13 protein-coding genes are annotated in these 14,883 nt (G+C 70.7%); 6 read left to right on the top strand and 7 right to left on the bottom strand.

The window, feature by feature from the left end; genetic code table 11:
• Positions 1 to 66: 66 nt before the first annotated feature.
• Entirely contained in the window at positions 67 to 921 is an 855-nt protein-coding gene (locus PUT80_RS41635) for a TIGR03619 family F420-dependent LLM class oxidoreductase (RefSeq protein WP_275295443.1), read from the bottom strand.
• 151 nt (positions 922 to 1,072) lie between these two features.
• Here PUT80_RS41635 and PUT80_RS41630 point away from each other — a divergent pair, with 151 nt between their 5' ends.
• Positions 1,073 to 1,366, top strand: coding sequence for a DUF3040 domain-containing protein (locus PUT80_RS41630; RefSeq protein WP_037815541.1), 294 nt, complete (start codon positions 1,073 to 1,075; stop codon positions 1,364 to 1,366).
• Between the two features lie 3 nt (positions 1,367 to 1,369).
• Here the strand turns inward: PUT80_RS41630 and PUT80_RS41625 are convergent, their stop codons facing one another.
• On the bottom strand, positions 1,370 to 1,849 hold the full coding sequence (locus tag PUT80_RS41625; RefSeq protein ID WP_037815539.1) for an Lrp/AsnC family transcriptional regulator: 480 nt from the start codon (positions 1,847 to 1,849) through the stop codon (positions 1,370 to 1,372).
• A 133-nt stretch (positions 1,850 to 1,982) separates the two neighbouring features.
• Between PUT80_RS41625 and PUT80_RS41620 the strand changes: the two genes are divergently transcribed.
• Together PUT80_RS41620 and PUT80_RS41615 are read left to right on the top strand one after the other, a co-directional pair.
• On the top strand, positions 1,983 to 4,298 hold the full coding sequence (locus tag PUT80_RS41620) for a pyruvate dehydrogenase (protein ID WP_037815538.1): 2,316 nt from the start codon (positions 1,983 to 1,985) through the stop codon (positions 4,296 to 4,298).
• A gap of 14 nt (positions 4,299 to 4,312) precedes the next feature.
• The gene (locus tag PUT80_RS41615) at positions 4,313 to 5,005 is read left to right on the top strand and encodes a GNAT family N-acetyltransferase (RefSeq protein WP_275295442.1); all 693 of its coding nucleotides are present in this window, start codon (positions 4,313 to 4,315) and stop codon (positions 5,003 to 5,005) included.
• A 4-nt stretch (positions 5,006 to 5,009) separates the two neighbouring features.
• On the opposite strand, the gene PUT80_RS41610 is transcribed toward PUT80_RS41615, so the two are convergent.
• From PUT80_RS41610 to PUT80_RS41600, 3 genes are all read right to left on the bottom strand, one after another.
• Positions 5,010 to 6,092, bottom strand: coding sequence for an alcohol dehydrogenase catalytic domain-containing protein (locus PUT80_RS41610; RefSeq protein ID WP_275295441.1), 1,083 nt, complete (start codon positions 6,090 to 6,092; stop codon positions 5,010 to 5,012).
• A 25-nt stretch (positions 6,093 to 6,117) separates the two neighbouring features.
• Positions 6,118 to 7,530 (bottom strand): aldehyde dehydrogenase family protein, encoded by a 1,413-nt coding sequence (locus tag PUT80_RS41605; protein WP_275295440.1) that lies wholly within the window; start codon positions 7,528 to 7,530, stop codon positions 6,118 to 6,120.
• A gap of 63 nt (positions 7,531 to 7,593) precedes the next feature.
• Complete coding sequence (locus tag PUT80_RS41600; RefSeq protein WP_009079497.1) at positions 7,594 to 8,265, bottom strand: GntR family transcriptional regulator; 672 nt, start codon at positions 8,263 to 8,265, stop codon at positions 7,594 to 7,596.
• A 181-nt stretch (positions 8,266 to 8,446) separates the two neighbouring features.
• Between PUT80_RS41600 and PUT80_RS41595 the strand changes: the two genes are divergently transcribed.
• The 3 genes from PUT80_RS41595 to PUT80_RS41585 all read left to right on the top strand — a co-directional run bounded on the left by PUT80_RS41595 (position 8,447) and on the right by PUT80_RS41585 (position 11,385).
• Positions 8,447 to 8,926, top strand: coding sequence for a hypothetical protein (locus PUT80_RS41595; protein WP_275295439.1), 480 nt, complete (start codon positions 8,447 to 8,449; stop codon positions 8,924 to 8,926).
• A 738-nt stretch (positions 8,927 to 9,664) separates the two neighbouring features.
• Positions 9,665 to 10,588, top strand: a complete 924-nt coding sequence (locus PUT80_RS41590) for a serine protease (RefSeq protein ID WP_275295438.1) — start codon at positions 9,665 to 9,667, stop codon at positions 10,586 to 10,588.
• 38 nt (positions 10,589 to 10,626) lie between these two features.
• The gene (locus tag PUT80_RS41585) at positions 10,627 to 11,385 is read left to right on the top strand and encodes a class I SAM-dependent methyltransferase (protein ID WP_275295437.1); all 759 of its coding nucleotides are present in this window, start codon (positions 10,627 to 10,629) and stop codon (positions 11,383 to 11,385) included.
• Between the two features lie 70 nt (positions 11,386 to 11,455).
• On the opposite strand, the gene PUT80_RS41580 is transcribed toward PUT80_RS41585, so the two are convergent.
• Positions 11,456 to 12,271, bottom strand: a complete 816-nt coding sequence (locus tag PUT80_RS41580; protein WP_037815525.1) for a hypothetical protein — start codon at positions 12,269 to 12,271, stop codon at positions 11,456 to 11,458.
• A 94-nt stretch (positions 12,272 to 12,365) separates the two neighbouring features.
• Positions 12,366 to 13,892 (bottom strand): CehA/McbA family metallohydrolase, encoded by a 1,527-nt coding sequence (locus PUT80_RS41575; protein ID WP_037815524.1) that lies wholly within the window; start codon positions 13,890 to 13,892, stop codon positions 12,366 to 12,368.
• Between the last annotated feature and the right edge of the window lie 991 nt (positions 13,893 to 14,883).

The following is a 14,883-nucleotide window of genomic DNA, read 5'->3' as shown; positions in this document are numbered from 1 at the left end:
CGCTATTCGCGATTTCAGCGCGCGGTTTTCTTCTTAACGAGGTAGCGCCGTGCGAAATGGACGCGGTCAGGCTCCGGCCAGCTGCCCGAGCTTCCCGGCGAGCCGGTCCAGCCACGCTTCGACCTCGCCCGGCGAGCGGTCCGGCAGCCCGAACACGACCTCGGTCACGCCCGCCTCCTCGAGCTTGGCGAGCCCCTCCGGATCCGGGCGCGGACCGAGCGCGATCACCTCCGGCTCGCCCTCGCGGCCTTCCTTGCGCCAGATTTCGCGCAACTGCGCGACTTTCCCAGTGATGTCGCCCTCGCCCGGCGTGGTCAGCCAGCCGTCGCTGTGGCGCGCGATCCACCGGAACGTGCGCTCGGTGCCGCCCGCGCCGACGACCACCGGCACCTTGGGCTGCACCGGTTTCGGCCACGCCCAGCTCGGCCCGAACTCGACGAACTCGCCCGCGTAGCTCGCCTCTTCCTCGGTCCACAGCGCGCGCATCGCCTCGATGTACTCGCGCAGCGCAGTCCGCCGCCGCTTCCCGGGCACGCCGTGGTCGGCGAGCTCGTCGGTGTTCCAGCCGAACCCGACGCCGAGCGTGACCCGGCCGCCGGACAGGTGGTCCAGCGTCGCCACGGTCTTGGCCAGCGTGATCGGGTCGCTCTCCACCGGCAGCGCGACCGCGGTCGCCAGCCGGATCGTCGAGGTCACCGGCACCGCGCTGGCGAGCGCGACCCACGGGTCGAGCGTGCGCAGATAGCGGTCGTCCGGCAGCGAGGAGTCGCCGGTCCGGGGATGCGGGGCGTCCCGCCGGATCGGGATGTGGGTGTGCTCGGGCACGTAGAAGGTCGCGAACCCGGCCTCTTCCGCGGCCTGCGCGGCCGCCGCCGGGGAGATGCCCCGGTCGCTGGTGAACAGCACGATCCCGTATCTCACCCCCGGCACGGTATTAGAACGTGTTTCAGTTTGCAACGGCCCCGGGCGCGGGCGATTATTCCTGCGAAAACCCGGGCTTGACGGCGCCCCCGGCCGGGTACTCCACTGGTACTTGAGCGATCACCGGCCCGTCCTGCCCGAGGAGGGGATCATGCTGCCCCATCGCGACCGCAGCGCCCTGCGGAAGATCGAAGAGGAACTCGCCGCGAGCGACCCCGTGTTCGCCGCGACGCTGAGCCAAGGCGTGCCGCCGGTGCAGACCCGGCGATGGCAGAAGATCCTCGTGCTCGCCGAGGTCACTGTCCTGATGATGCTGGTCTTCGGCCTGATGGGCGGGGAGACCGGCTGGTTCCTGTGGGGACTGCTCGCCGCGCCGCTGCTGGTCTGGGCGCACCGGACCATGCTGCAGCACCGCCGTGAGCGCGCGGCCGACGACCAGACGTGACCCTCAGCGCTGGGCAGCGCGCTCGAGCAGCGGAGTGAGCCGGTAAGGCACCATCTCGCGCATGACGAGCGCGTTGTTGGTGCGCTCGACGCCGGGGATCTCCAGGATTTCCCCGGCGATCCGGTACAGGTCGTCCGCGTCGGTCGCGACCACGTGCACCAGCAGGTCCTGCGCGCCGGTCAATCCGCGCACCTGCAGCACCTCGGGCACCGCGGCGAGCGCGCGGCCGACCTCGTCCAGCAGCCGCTGCCGCGCCTGCACGGTCACGAACGCGGTGAGCGGGTAGCCGAGCGCGGCCGGATCGATCCGGTGTTCGGCCGAGCGCAGCGCGTCGCCCTGCTCGAGCCGGGCGAGCCTGCTCTGCACGGTGTTGCGGGACAGGCCCAGTTCGTCGGCGAGCGCGACCGCGGTGGCGCGCGGGGTGCGGCCGAGCGCGAGCAGGATCCGGGCGTCGGTGGCGTCGAGCCGCTGAGTGCTGGGCATGCTGCGCAATCCTCTCCGCACCGTGCGGTGCTGACTTGGGCGTTCTGCGCAATGTTGAACGCGCTTGTTGTGCACCCTACCCAGCTCTGCTGGACTGGCCTGAACTTTCCGCCCAAGAAAGGTCCGATCCTTCGTGAGCAGCGCCGCCCCCGAACGCCTTCCGGACAACGACACGGTGACCGTCCTGCGCGAGGTGCAGGACCGGGTGCTGTGGCTGTCGACCGCGATCATCGACCACGCGAACCGGGTGCGGCCCAATCCGACCGGGCTCAAGGTCGGCGGGCACCAGGCGTCCAGCGCCTCGATGGTGTCGATCATGACCGCGCTGTGGTTCGCCCGGCTGCGCGCGCAGGACCGGGTCTCGGTCAAGCCGCACGCCTCCCCCGTGCTGCACGCGATCAACTACCTCCTCGGCGACCTCGACGAGAAGTACCTGACGACGCTGCGCGAGTTCGGCGGCCTGCAGAGCTACCCGTCGCGCTCGAAGGACCCGGACCAGGTCGACTACTCCACCGGTTCGGTCGGCATCGGCGCGACCGCCCCGATCTGGGGCGCGCTGGCACGGCGCTACGTCGAATCGCACGGCGGCGGCGCGGGCGCCGGACGGCAGTACTCGCTGGTCGGCGACGCGGAACTGGACGAGGGCGCGTGCTGGGAAGCCGTCCTCGACCCGAACGTGGCCGAACTGGGCGAGGTCGTGTGGATCGTCGACCTGAACCGGCAGTCGCTCGACCGCGTGGTCCCGAACATCGGCGCGACCCGGCTGCAGGGCATGTTCGAGGCGGCCGGCTGGCAGGTGCTGACCGTCAAGTACGGGCGGCTGCTGCAGGACCTGTTCGAGCGGCCGGGCGGTTCGGCGCTGCGCCGGCGCATCGACGAGATGTCGAACCCGGAGTACCAGCGCCTGCTCCGCTGCACCCCGGCGCAGCTGCGCGAACGCCTGACGACGCCGGAACTGGCCCCGCTGCTGGACACCCTCGACGACGACACGCTGCACGCCGCCATCCGGAACCTCGGCGGCCACGACCTGTCCGCGCTGCTGGACACGTTCGACGCCATCGACGACCACCGGCCGACCGTCGTTTTCGCTTATACGGTCAAGGGATTCGGCCTCGCCAGCGAAGGACACCCGCAGAACCACTCGTCGCTGCTGACCGCCGAGCAGCTGGGCTCGCTGGCCGAGCGCGTCGGAATCTCGCCGGACAACCCGTGGCAGAAGTTCGCCGAGGGCTCCGCGGCCGCGCAGCTGTGCGCTTCGACCGCGGCCCGGCTGGAACGGGAACCCGTTGAGCTGCAACCGGTTCCGGCCCTGCCGTCCGACATCGGCCGCACGCCGTCCGGCCGCACCACCACGCAGGCCGCGCTCGGCCGCGCGCTGCTCGACCTGACCCGCGAAGCGCCCGAGGCCGCGGAACTCGTGGTGACGCTGTGCCCGGACGTCTCGTCCAGCACCAACCTCGGCGGCTGGGTCAACAAGGTCGGCGTGTGGTCGCCGCAGGAGCGCGTCGACTGGTTCGCCGACGACCCGGAAACGATCCTGCACTGGCGCGAGCGGCCCAGCGGACAGCACCTGGAACTGGGCATCGCCGAGGTGAACCTGGTGAGCGCGCTCGGCGAACTGGGCACGACGTGGTCGCGCTGGGGCCGTCCGCTGCTGCCGATCGGGGTGCTTTACGACCCCTTCGTGGAGCGCGCGCTGGAACCGTGGTCGTTCGGCATCTACGGCGGCGGACAGTCCATTTTGGTCGGTACCCCGTCCGGCGTCACGCTCGCACCCGAAGGCGGTGCGCACCAGTCGGTGACCACGCCGTCGGTCGGGCTGGAGCAGCCGGGTTGCGTGACGTACGAGCCCGCGTTCGCGCTGGACGTCGAGTGGACCCTGCTGGCTTCGCTTTCGCGGCTCGGCCGTCCCGACGGAACTTCCGCTTACCTGCGCCTGTCGACCCGCCCCGTGGACCAGAGCCTGGCCGCGGTGCCGGCCGATCCGGCCGCGCGGGAGCGTCGCCGCCGCCAGGTCGTCGCGGGTGCGTACCCGATCCGCACCGCCGCGGTGGCGCGCCCGGACGTCACGCTGGTGACGATGGGCGCGATGGTCACCGAGGCACTGGAAGCCGCCGACCGGCTGGACGCGCTGGGCAAGCACGCCGACGTCGTGTGCGTGACGAGCCCCGGCCTGCTGTTCCGCGCCGTGCAAGCGCGGGCAGGCCAGGACACCGCCGACACGTGGATCCTGGAGTCGGCGCTGCCGTCCGAACGGTCCGCGCCGATGGTGACGGTGCTGGACGGGCACCCGCACACGCTGGCGTTCCTGGCGAACGTCCACCGCGTGCGGGCGGCGCATCTGGGCGTGACGCGGTTCGGGCAGTCCGGCGACCTGGAGAGCGTGTACCGGCACCACGGCATCGACACCGACAGCATCATCCAGGCCGCGCTGGACGTCGCGGACTGAGCTAGGAGCATTTCTTGTTCGCCGCCGCCGTCACCCGCCATTGGCTGCCTCCGGTCCCGGACGGCGGCGGATTCAGCCTGACCGTCGACGCCGCGCTGGACGAGGACGAGCGGCTCACCGTCCTCGTCACCGCGGACGGGCGGACCCGGATCCGGCTCACCCCGGCGATGACCGAAACCCTCGGGCGCCCGCGCGACGAACCGGAGTTCCGGCAGCGGCTGGCCTCGGCGGGGATCGTTCTGCACGGGGCCGACAACCTGTTCTATTTCACCGACGAGGCAAGGGAAAAGCTGCTCGCCGAACCGGACGACGCGTCGGTCCGGCCGCTCACCGGTTCGGACGCCGAAGCGTTCGCTGCGTTCGAGGCCGCAGCGTCCGAACAGGATCTGGACGACGCGTCGGTCGAACTGGACCACTGGGCGGTGTACGGCGCGTTCGCCGACGGACAGCTCGCGGCGGTCGCGAGCATGTATCCGTGGCTTGACGCACCGCTGGCCGACTTAGGCGTGGTGACGCTGCCGGCGCATCGGGGCAAGGGGCACGCCCGACGCCTCGTACGGGCGATCTCGCGGCACGCGCTCGGGCGAGAGCACGAGCCGCAGTACCGGTGTCAGCTCGACAACCACGCGTCGATCGCCCTCGCCGCGTCCGCCGGGCTGACCTTGTTCGGCACCTGGGACATCGTCTCGCCCGGCTCGCCTCGCTGACGGCTCAGTCCCCGATCCGGATCAGCGACCGGGCGCCCTCCCCGCGCCGCATCCGGTCGAACGCGTCGCCGACCTCGTCGAGCGAAATCCGGTGCGTCACCAGGGTTTCCAGGTCCAGCGCACCGGAGCGGACCTCGTCGGCGAGCACCGGGATGTCGCGATCCGGGTCGGAAGCGCCGTAGACGGTGCTGGTGAGCGTGCGGGCGAAGTGGAAGATCTCCAGCGGGTTCAGCACGACCTGCTGGTCTTTCCGCCCGACCCCGACCACCGTGCAGTGCCCGCCGCGGCGCACCGAACTCCACGCGGCGCGGATCGTGGCCGCCGCGCCGACGCATTCGAAGGCGTAGTCCGCACCGCGCCCCTCGGTCAGCCCGCGCACCTGTTTGGCGAGTTTGTCGTCGCTCACCAGGAAATCCGTCGCACCGGCCGCGCGGGCGAGCGCTTCCTTCTCCGGCGACAGATCGGCCGCGATGATCTGCCCGGCACCCGCGAGTTTCGCCCCGAGCACCACGCACAGCCCGATCCCGCCGAGCCCGAGCACGAGCACGCTCTGTCCTTTTCGGACCTTCGCGGTGTTGCGCACCGCGCCGACCCCGGTGAGCACTGCGCAGCCCATCAGCGCGGCCAGGTCGAGCGGCACGCCGTCCGGCAGCGGCACGACGGAGTGCCCCGGCAGCACGGTTTCCTCCGCGAACCCGCCGACGCCGAGCAAGACGTTGAGCGGCTGGCCGTCCAGCTCCCCACGCGGCAATGTGGTGACACCCTCGATCGCGGAACACAACCAGGGCTCCCCGGCCTGGCAGAACCAGCATTCCCGGCACGCGGCGGCCCAGTTGAGCACCACCCGGTCCCCCGGCCGCACGTGCGTGACGTCGCTGCCGACCTCCGCCACGACGCCGGACGCCTCGTGTCCCGGCACGAACGGGTACTGCGGACGCAGCGTTCCGTCCACCATGGACAGATCGGAATGGCACACGCCGGCGGCCGCGACCCGCACCCGCACGTCTCCCGGACCGACCGGCGGCAGCACGATGTCGCAGACTTCCGGACGCCCGCCCTGCTCGCGCACGACCACGGCTTTGACCACGATGTCTTCTCCTTGAAAGCCGGGACTAGAGCTGGATGGACTTGAGTTCGGTGAACTCGTCGAGCGCGGCGCGGCCCATTTCCCGGCCGAGTCCGGACTGCTTGTAGCCGCCGAACGGGGCGAGCGGGTTGAAGGCCCCGCCGTTCACGTCGATCTGCCCGGTCCGGACCTTGCGCGCGAAGGCGAGCGCCCGGTCCTGGTCGGCCGACCACACCGCGCCGTGCAGGCCGTAGCGGGAGTTGTTCGCGATCCGCAGCGCGTCTTCCTCGTCGTCGAACGGGATGATCGACAGCACCGGGCCGAAGATCTCTTCCTGCGCGATCGTGGAATCCGGGTCGACGCCCGCGAAAACTGTCGGTGCGACGAAGTAGCCTGTGTCCGCAGGAGCTTCGATGCCGCCCGTCACCAGAGTCGCGCCCTCGGCGATGCCTTTTTCGATGTAACCGCGCACGCGGTCGCGCTGCGCCGCGCTCACCAGCGGGCCGAGCTTTGTCTTGGGGTCCAGCGGATCGCCGGTCGTGAACCCTTCGGCGAACGTCTTCGCGAGCGCCGCCGCTTCGTCGTGCTTCTCGCGCGGGACGAGCATGCGCGTCCACGCCGTGCAGGTCTGGCCGCCGTTGAGGAACGCGTTGGAGACGCCGACCTTCACCGCCGTCGCCAGGTCCGCGTCGTCGAGGATCACGTTGGCGGACTTGCCGCCCAGCTCCAGCGTCACGCGCTTGACCGTGCGCGCCGCCAGCTCCGCGACCCGGGTGCCCGCACGCACCGAACCGGTGAACGACACGACGTCGACCTCCGGATGCGTCGCCAGCGCCTCGCCGACCTCCGGCCCGTAGCCGGTGACCAGATTGACCACGCCGGGCGGGAAACCGGCCTCGTGGATCGCGTCGAACAGCTGGTAGGCGCTCAACGGCGCGACCTCGCTCGGCTTCACCACGACCGTGCACCCCGCCGCCAGCGCGGGCGCGATCTTGCAGGTGATCTGGTGCAACGGATAGTTCCACGGCGTGACGGCCGCGACCACGCCCGCCGGTTCGCGCACGATCAGCGAATTGCCGACCTTCTCCTCCGGCTCGTCCTGGCCGAGCAGATCGACGTAGGCCTGCACGTCGGTCTGCGGCAGCGCGGCCTGGATCCGGGTCGCGATCCGCAACGGCGTGCCCACGTCCTTCGCGATCGTCTCGCCGATCTCTTCCGCCCGCTTGGCAAGGCCGTCGTGCAGCCTCCGCAGCAGTTCGCGGCGCTCGGCCCGGCTGGTGGCCGCCCACGCCGCGAACGCCTCCCGCGCCGCCCGGACCGCCCGGTCGACGTCCCCGGCCGTGCCCTCCGGAATGTGCGCCTGGACCTGCTCGGTGGCCGGGTTTTCCACCGGGATCGAGGTTCCGCTTTCCGCACGGACCCATTCGCCGCCGATGTACAGCACGTCGCGCTCAGCCACCGAGTCTCCTTCGCCCTGGGTTCTGTCCCTCGGGCCGGATTCTATAGAAAACGCTCCGGCTGTCTAGTGCGCCGCGAGCACGCCCTGCGCCGCGAGGAAGTCGACCAGCAGGTCCCCCGCCTCGCGGATGTGCGCCGCCATCGCTTCCCGCGCCGCTTCCGGCTTGCGCTCGTTCAACGCGGCGAGCACCCGATCGTGGTCGTCGCGCGCCAGCAGCGGCCAGCCGGGAATGTCCGCGTACGCGGAGAACGGCACGTACCGGAGGGTCAACGACAGCATCCATGTGAACTTCGGCGCGGCAGCCGCGTGATTCACCATGCGGTGCAACGCGAAATCGGCCCGCTCGGTCGCGTCGAGGTCGCCTTCGCGCACGGTTTTCTCGATCTCGCGCTGGAGGTCGTCCAGCCGCGCCAGCCCCGCCGGATCGAACGCTTCCGCCGCCCGCGCGGCGAGCTCGCCGGAGACGTAGGCCTGCATCGCGTACACGTCGACGACGTCCCGGCGCGTCACCGGAATCACCCGGAATCCACGCCCTGGACGGAAATCCACCATGCCCTCGCCCGCGAGCGCCATCAACGCCTCGCGCACCGGGGTCGCGCTGACGCCGAGCCGCTCCGCGAGGTGCTCGGTGCGCAGCCGCTCGCCGCCGCGGACCGCGCCGGTCAGGATCAGGTCGCGCACCTGCTTGGCGACCCGCGGACTCAGCCGTTCGCGCGCTTCTCCGGCCACTGTCACGAAAACTCCCCGCCAGCGTTGGATTTCCCGCTATCGTAGCCTTTCCCCGTCGATGTGACCCCCGTCACTTTTCGCGCCGGAGAGAACCTGCGGAGGGGGTCGCGGCGACTACCCGGACGAACCCCATAGCCCGGGGTGAACCGCAGTGTCCTCAATGGACACACCGAGGGAGGGAACCCGAATGTCAGCGAAGTCTTCGATCCTGCGCCACGGCCGCCTTGTCGCAGGCACGGCACTGGCCGCGGCCGTCATCGCAGGCGGCACGATCGGCGTCGCGGCGGCCGCCACCAGCGATCATCCAGCCGCGCCTGTCGCTGCTGCCGCGCCTGCCGCTGTCGCCCAGCCGCCCGCCGCTGAACAGCCGCCCGAGGGCGCCCGGGCAACTGTGAAGGTCGACCCGAACCCCGCCGCCCCCGGCGGAGACGTCACGATCACCGGCAACTGCGGCGGAGGAAAAGGCCTGAAGAAGGTGATCGGCGGCTACCCAGGCCACCAGATCCTCAAGGACCTCAAGATCGTCGACGCGAACCCGGACGCCTTCAAGGCAACAGCCAAACTCACGACGAAGATCGGCAACGGAGTAGGCCCGGTCATGGTCGACTGCGACGGAGAAGCAGGCGTCACCCTGCTGGTGACCCACACCCCGCCGGCGGGTGAGTGACCATGCCGATCCGCGGCACCCGAGTAACCCGCTTCGGTCCGGAGGCGGTGTCGCCTAGGTAGGCGCCCGACTTCGTCAGATCGGAGTCGTGGGCACGCTGTTGCCGGTCCGGCCGGTGGCCAACGCCCGGACCGGCAACAGCCGCCGGCTCGACGCAAATCGAGTGGGTGACCGGAGACCCTCACGGGCTCGACCATGCGGCCGTCCCGAGGGCTGCCTGCCCAGCAGGTGACCGGCCAGTCCCCCAGGCTGGCCGGTCACACCGCGAACCCGGGCGTCCCCAACCACAGCCAGGCCGCAACCCGCGGCGCTGCCCGCTCGGCCTGCCAGCCCACCAGACTGGCCGGTCACCTCACGAACCCGGGCATCCCCAACCACAGCCAGGCCACATCCCACGGCGCTGCCCGCTCGGCCTGCCAGCCCACCAGACTCGCCGCTCACCCCAACGAACCCGGGCAACCCCCCACCTCAACCAGGCCACATCCCACGGCGCTGACCACATGACCCGCCAGCCCACCAAGCTGGCCGTTCATGCCGCACCCGACACCGATGCGGGTGTCGAGAAGGCACCTCCCAGCGCCCGCCAACCACCCGCGAACCACCCCCGCGAGGGTGGAAAATCCCGGCCTCCCCGCCCTGAAATCCCCCTGCTGTGAGCGGATGTGCGAGCGCTGTGAGGTTGCTGTGCATCCGGCCGCACAGGATGCCCGGCGAGCGTCGGCATGGTCATCTTGAAGCGTGAGAGTCAACGTTTCCCGCACAGCGCTGATCGTCTGCGCGGCGGCCGCGATCGTCGCGACCGGCGGCGCCAACGCCGTCGTCTACACCGCTGACGTCACCGGTCCGGCCGCCCAGCCGAGCGGCACGGGCACCCCGGCCGTCACGACCGGTGGTGATTCCCGCGGTACGGGGACGAGCACCTCCACCAGCAACACCCCGGCGGCCGCCGATGCCCCCGGCACCGGGGCGAACACCTCGTCCAGCAGCGCCCCCGCATCCGCCGATTCTCCGAGCACGGGGGCGAATACTTCCCGCAGCAACACCGCGACGGCCAGCCCGGCAGTCGGCGCGTTGTTCGCCGGCGGCAACCATTTCTGCTCGGCCAGCGTGGTGCACAGCCCCACCGGCGACTTGCTCCTCACCGCCGCGCACTGCATCGGCGGCGACGTCTCCGGCATCACCTTCAAACCCGGCTACCACGACGGCATCGCCCCGTACGGCACCTGGCAGGTCACCGCCGCGGTCGTCGCCGACGGGTGGAAGTCCTCGTCCGACCAGGACCTCGACTTCGCGTTCCTCAAGGTCGCCCAGCCCGGTTCCGCGAGCCTCGAAAGCCTCACCGGGGCCAACCAGCTCGGCACGAACCAAGGCTTCTCGCACACGATCACCCTCACCGGCTACCCGGACGGCACCGAACAACCGGTCGTCTGCACGGGCACCACCACCCAGTCCGACACCTACCAGCAACGCGTCGCCTGCCCTGGCTTCCCCGACGGCACCAGCGGCGGCCCCTGGGTCATCAACCAGGACCCGAACACCGGAACCGGTACCGTCATCGGTGCCATCGGCGGCTACCAGACCGGCGGCGCCACCCCGGACGTCTCCTACAGCGCCTACTTCGACGACGACATCGCCCAGCTCTACCGCTCAGCGATCAGCTGACCCGGACAGCGACGGAAAACAGGCTCAGGAGGACTGCGGTGAGTTCCGGATCGGGACCGTCGGCGGAGGACTTCGACGAGTGGTACTCGAACATGCTGGACAGCCCTGCCCGCGACGAGATCCCCCAGCGGCATCTGGGCCTGCCGCCGCGGCTGTTGTCGAGCAGTCTGCTTTCCTGGGACGGCATCGCGGAAGTCGTCGAGGCGCTGCGGCTCGCGCCCGGCGACCGGCTGCTGGACCTGGCGTGCGGGCGCGGCGGATACGGCCTCGAAATCGCATCCCGGACTGGGGCGCGGTTGATCGGTGTCGACTTCTCGCGGGCGGCGATCGAGCAGGCTCGGACGTTAGCTCGGCAGTTCGATTCCGTGGACGCGGAGTTCCAGGTGGGCGATCTTGCCGACACGGCCTTGCCAGCGGAGTCGGTCGACGCGGTCGTGTGCGTCGACGCGATCCAGTTCCGGGCGACCGCCGAGACGTTTGAAGAGATACGCCGGGTGCTCCGTCCGGGCGGACGCGTCGCTCTGACGACCTGGGAGGCTGTCGACCGCGCGGACGAGCGCGTCTCGGCACGAATCCGGGCAGTCGACACCGAAGCCGGACTCGTCGGCGCGGGCTTCGCGAACGTTGTGGTCCGGGATCGTCCGCAGTGGCGGGCCGCGGAACGCGCGATGTGGGAAGCGGCTGCGGCGCTCGACCCTGGCGACGATCCAGCCCTGCGCTCCCTCCACGACGAAGGCGTCCACGTGCTGTCCGCTTTCGATCTGAGGCGCAGAGTCCTCGCGACTGCGGACGGCTGAGGCTCGAAGCCGAACGACCCGGCGACAAACTCGCCACGGTCACGTCGAATTTGCCCGTCAGCGCACCCGATCAGCTTGAGCTGGGCGGCGCGGCCGGAGCCTGATGCAGCGAGAGATTCTGCCCCGCCTTCTCGTCCGGAGCCCACGCCCCGGCCTCCGCGGTCCACGTCTGACCGGCGAAGCTCACCCGGTCCACGCCCAGCTTCGCCGCGCGGGCCACGAGCCAGCTCGCGATCCGCCAGCCCTCCGCGGACGGGTGCGCGCCGCTCAAGCGCGCCGTGCCGAGTTCGGCGTTCGCGACGGTCACCAGGTTCGCCGGCGGGTTCAGCGTGAGGTTCCGGCAGGTCAGCGCCGCGGGGTACTGGCCGGTCAGCGCTCCGGTCAGCGCGGTGGCCTCGTCTTCCCACTGGGCGTACGCGTCGGGAGCGCCGGAGCGCTGCACCGCCTGTGCCGCTTCGGTGATCGGAATCGTCTGCCAGTTGTCGAGTTTCGCGAGTTTCTTGTAGAACTCCGTCGCCGAGTAGACCGGGTCCTGGAGCTGGTCGGGCGTGCCCCAGCCTTGGCTCGGGCGCTGCTGGAACAGGCCGATCGAATCCCGGTCGCCGCCGCTCAGGTTGCGGAGCTTCGACTCTTGCAGGGCAGTCGCGAGGGCGACCGTCACCGCGTGCGAGGGCAGCCCCTGCTTGATCCCGACGGCGGCAATGATCGCGGCGTTGTTCATGGGTTCCGGTTGCAGCGTGTACTGCGGCGCGGAAGCGTCGTTCGGCCCCTTCGGCAACGCGACCGTGCAGCCAGGGGTCTTCACCTCGTCACTGCTCGAGAACATGACCACCACGACGACCACCGCCGCGAGCGCCACGACGACCGCCAAGATCGCCGCTCGCACGCCACACCCGCGCACCCGTGCCCGCCCTTCCCCACTGCCCACTTTAAGTGCACAGTCTGCCCGGGCGTCCGGGTCGCGGGACGCTCGGGTCGGGTCAGCCGGCGTCGGCGGCGCCCAGGAAGATCGGGTTCGACATGGCGACCATGGCGTTCGGCGTGGTCGTCTTCGGACTGCCCGACGAACGCCGCACCTCGACGCGGACCCAGCGGCTGTAGCGCGGGTACGTCGTCCACGTGACGGTCGCGGTGCCGGATTCCGGGACGGTCTCGCTGTGCTCCGGGCCGAGCTGGTCGAGGAACGTCACGGTCGTGCCGGGAACTCCCCGAACGACCGCGCGCACCTCGATCGGCGTGCCGATGCCCGCGACGAGCCGTCCGCCGATACCTGCGCTGCGGCCCGCTCCGGACACGGAGAAGTCGAGCTGCACGTCCTTCGACTCGGCGAGCCACGAACGCCCTGCCTTGAGCCCGGCGAGCAGTTCGGCCCGGCCCAGCCGGTCCGCCTGGACGACCGTGTGCGGGAGCGCGACGGTCTGGTCCGGGTTGTGCGCGTCGGAATCGCCGATCGCCGGGATCCACCGGCCGCCGCGCAGGAGACCGTCCCAGTGCGTGACGCTCGCTTCGTCGTCCGCGGTCCACGGGCCGTTCCAGACCTCGACGAGGTCGGCGATCTCGTACGCGAATTCGTAGGTGCAGCCGAAACAGTTCGCGAACGGGTGCGCGGCGGTGACCAGGCCGCCCGCCCGGTGGACCTGGTCGGTGAACCGGCGGAAGTCGCGCGGGTCGGAAGCGCGGTAGCGCCAGTCGATCCACGTGCCGGCCGGGACGCCGATCGCGGGCCAGTGCCCGGACCGCGTGGTGACCTCCTCGCCGTTCAGGATCAGCAGGTCGTCGGTGGCGTAGTTGCCCCACACCAGCTGCGAACTGGACGTGTTGTGGTCGGTGGACACGATGAAGTCCAGGCCGGCCGCGCGGGCGTCCGCGACCAGTTGCTCGGGCGTGCGCTTGCCGTCGGAGTGGACCGTGTGCAGGTGGGAGTCGCCGCGATACCAGGACCGGCCGCGGTCGCGCGCGGGCGCGGTCTCCGGCGCCGGGTTCGGCTGGAACGGCTTCGCGGTGTCGCGACCGAAGGTCAGCGTGATGTCGACGCGGTAGTTCAGCCCCTGCGGCGCGACCGTGTACGGACCGAGAATCACGTGCCAGCGGCCGGGCGTGATCGGCCCGGCGAGGTACCCCGGCGTCGCTTCGGCAGCGCTGATCGAGAACCGGTCACGGAAGCCGCCGGACCAGCCGCGGAAGCCGCGGCGGGTGCCCAGTTCGTGCCCCTCCGGCCCGAACATCCCGATGTCGCAAGCATTTCCGCGCGTCCCCGCGGGCACCGACGGCTTGTCATAGGAGTAGACGACGTCGATCTGCTTCACGCCGCGCGGCACGTCGACCGGGAGGTAGTACCAGTCGGGCACGTCCGGCCGAAAGGTGCCGGTGACGGTCTTCGTCTGCTGCCCGGCACCGGGCGCGGGCGCCGCGAACGAGACGCCCGGCACCATGCTCATCGCCGCCCCCGCCGCGACGACGCCTCCGGCCCGGAACAGGTTGCGCCGGTTGAGTTCCCCAGTGGACATGGCTTACCTCCGCAGCAATGAAGTCGCGCCGACGCTAGCCCTCGAAGCCACCCCCTTCAACGACGCTGCGGTGAACACTGGGCGACTCGCCTCGGCTGCTAGGGATCGCCGCGTTGAGCCGCGCATCCGGCCGACGACGGGCGAGAGTGGTTGCCACGCACCGGATCGTGGAGCGGGACCGGAACATTCGCTGATTCGCTTCGCCCGGCACCGACCCAGCACCACATCGACCCGCGTCACGCGACGCAGGACGACATTCCGCGCGCGGAACAGCAGAGCAGCTGACTGCCGTCGCACAGCGAGCCGCGCACGGCAGCTCGGCTCATGCAGCATCGCCCGAGGGCCCCAGCAAACCGCGCACCGCACGACGCAGGACCACTTGCCGAACCGGGAAAGCCGAGCCGCACCTGAACACCCGCCAACGCACAGCGACTCGCCCGGCACCACACGAACCCACGCACCGCACGACGCAGCACCGCCCATCACACCGCGAACAGCACCCGACCACCGCCCAGCACGCAGCGACTCGCCACGCCCGCGCACCAACCCGGCACCACACCACGCCGCGCACCACGCAACGCAGCACCGCCCGCCGCACCCGGGAACAGCCGAGCCGCACCCGACCACCCGCCACCGCAAAGCGACTCGCCCGGCACCACACGAACCGCGCACCGCCACGACGCAACATCGCTCACCACACCGCGAACAGCACCCAATCACCGCACAGCACGCAGCGATTCGCCACCCCCGGCGCACCACACCACACCGCGCACCACGTGACGCAACGGCACAACCTTGCGCAGGAAAAAGCCGAGCAGCACCCGACCGCGCGCCACCACCCAGCGCTCAGCAAGTCGCCACGCCCGGCACCTGAGGTTCACCCCGGGTAGTGGACACCGAGTTAGCAGGATCAGTCGTCCTGCTGAAAGGATGTCCTCATGCCTCCTCGCAAGCGCCGGTCGTACACGGCTGAGTACAAGGTCGAGGCTGC

It is taken from the genome of Amycolatopsis sp. La24, assembly GCF_029087445.1.
Taxonomy (GTDB): Bacteria; Actinomycetota; Actinomycetes; order Mycobacteriales; family Pseudonocardiaceae; genus Amycolatopsis; species Amycolatopsis nivea.
Note: the sequence above shows the minus strand (reverse complement) of the source record. Positions and strands in the feature narration are given on the sequence as shown.

Bases quoted from the DNA above. Each gene is read 5' to 3' on its own strand.
- PUT80_RS41630 (WP_037815541.1), top strand. From the start codon at position 1,073: ATGCTGCCCCATCGCGACCGCAGCGCCCTGCGGAAGATCGAAGAGGAA.
- PUT80_RS41625 (WP_037815539.1), bottom strand. From the start codon at position 1,849: ATGCCCAGCACTCAGCGGCTCGACGCCACCGACGCCCGGATCCTGCTC.
- PUT80_RS41595 (WP_275295439.1), top strand. From the start codon at position 8,447: ATGTCAGCGAAGTCTTCGATCCTGCGCCACGGCCGCCTTGTCGCAGGC.
- PUT80_RS41575 (WP_037815524.1), bottom strand. From the start codon at position 13,892: ATGTCCACTGGGGAACTCAACCGGCGCAACCTGTTCCGGGCCGGAGGC.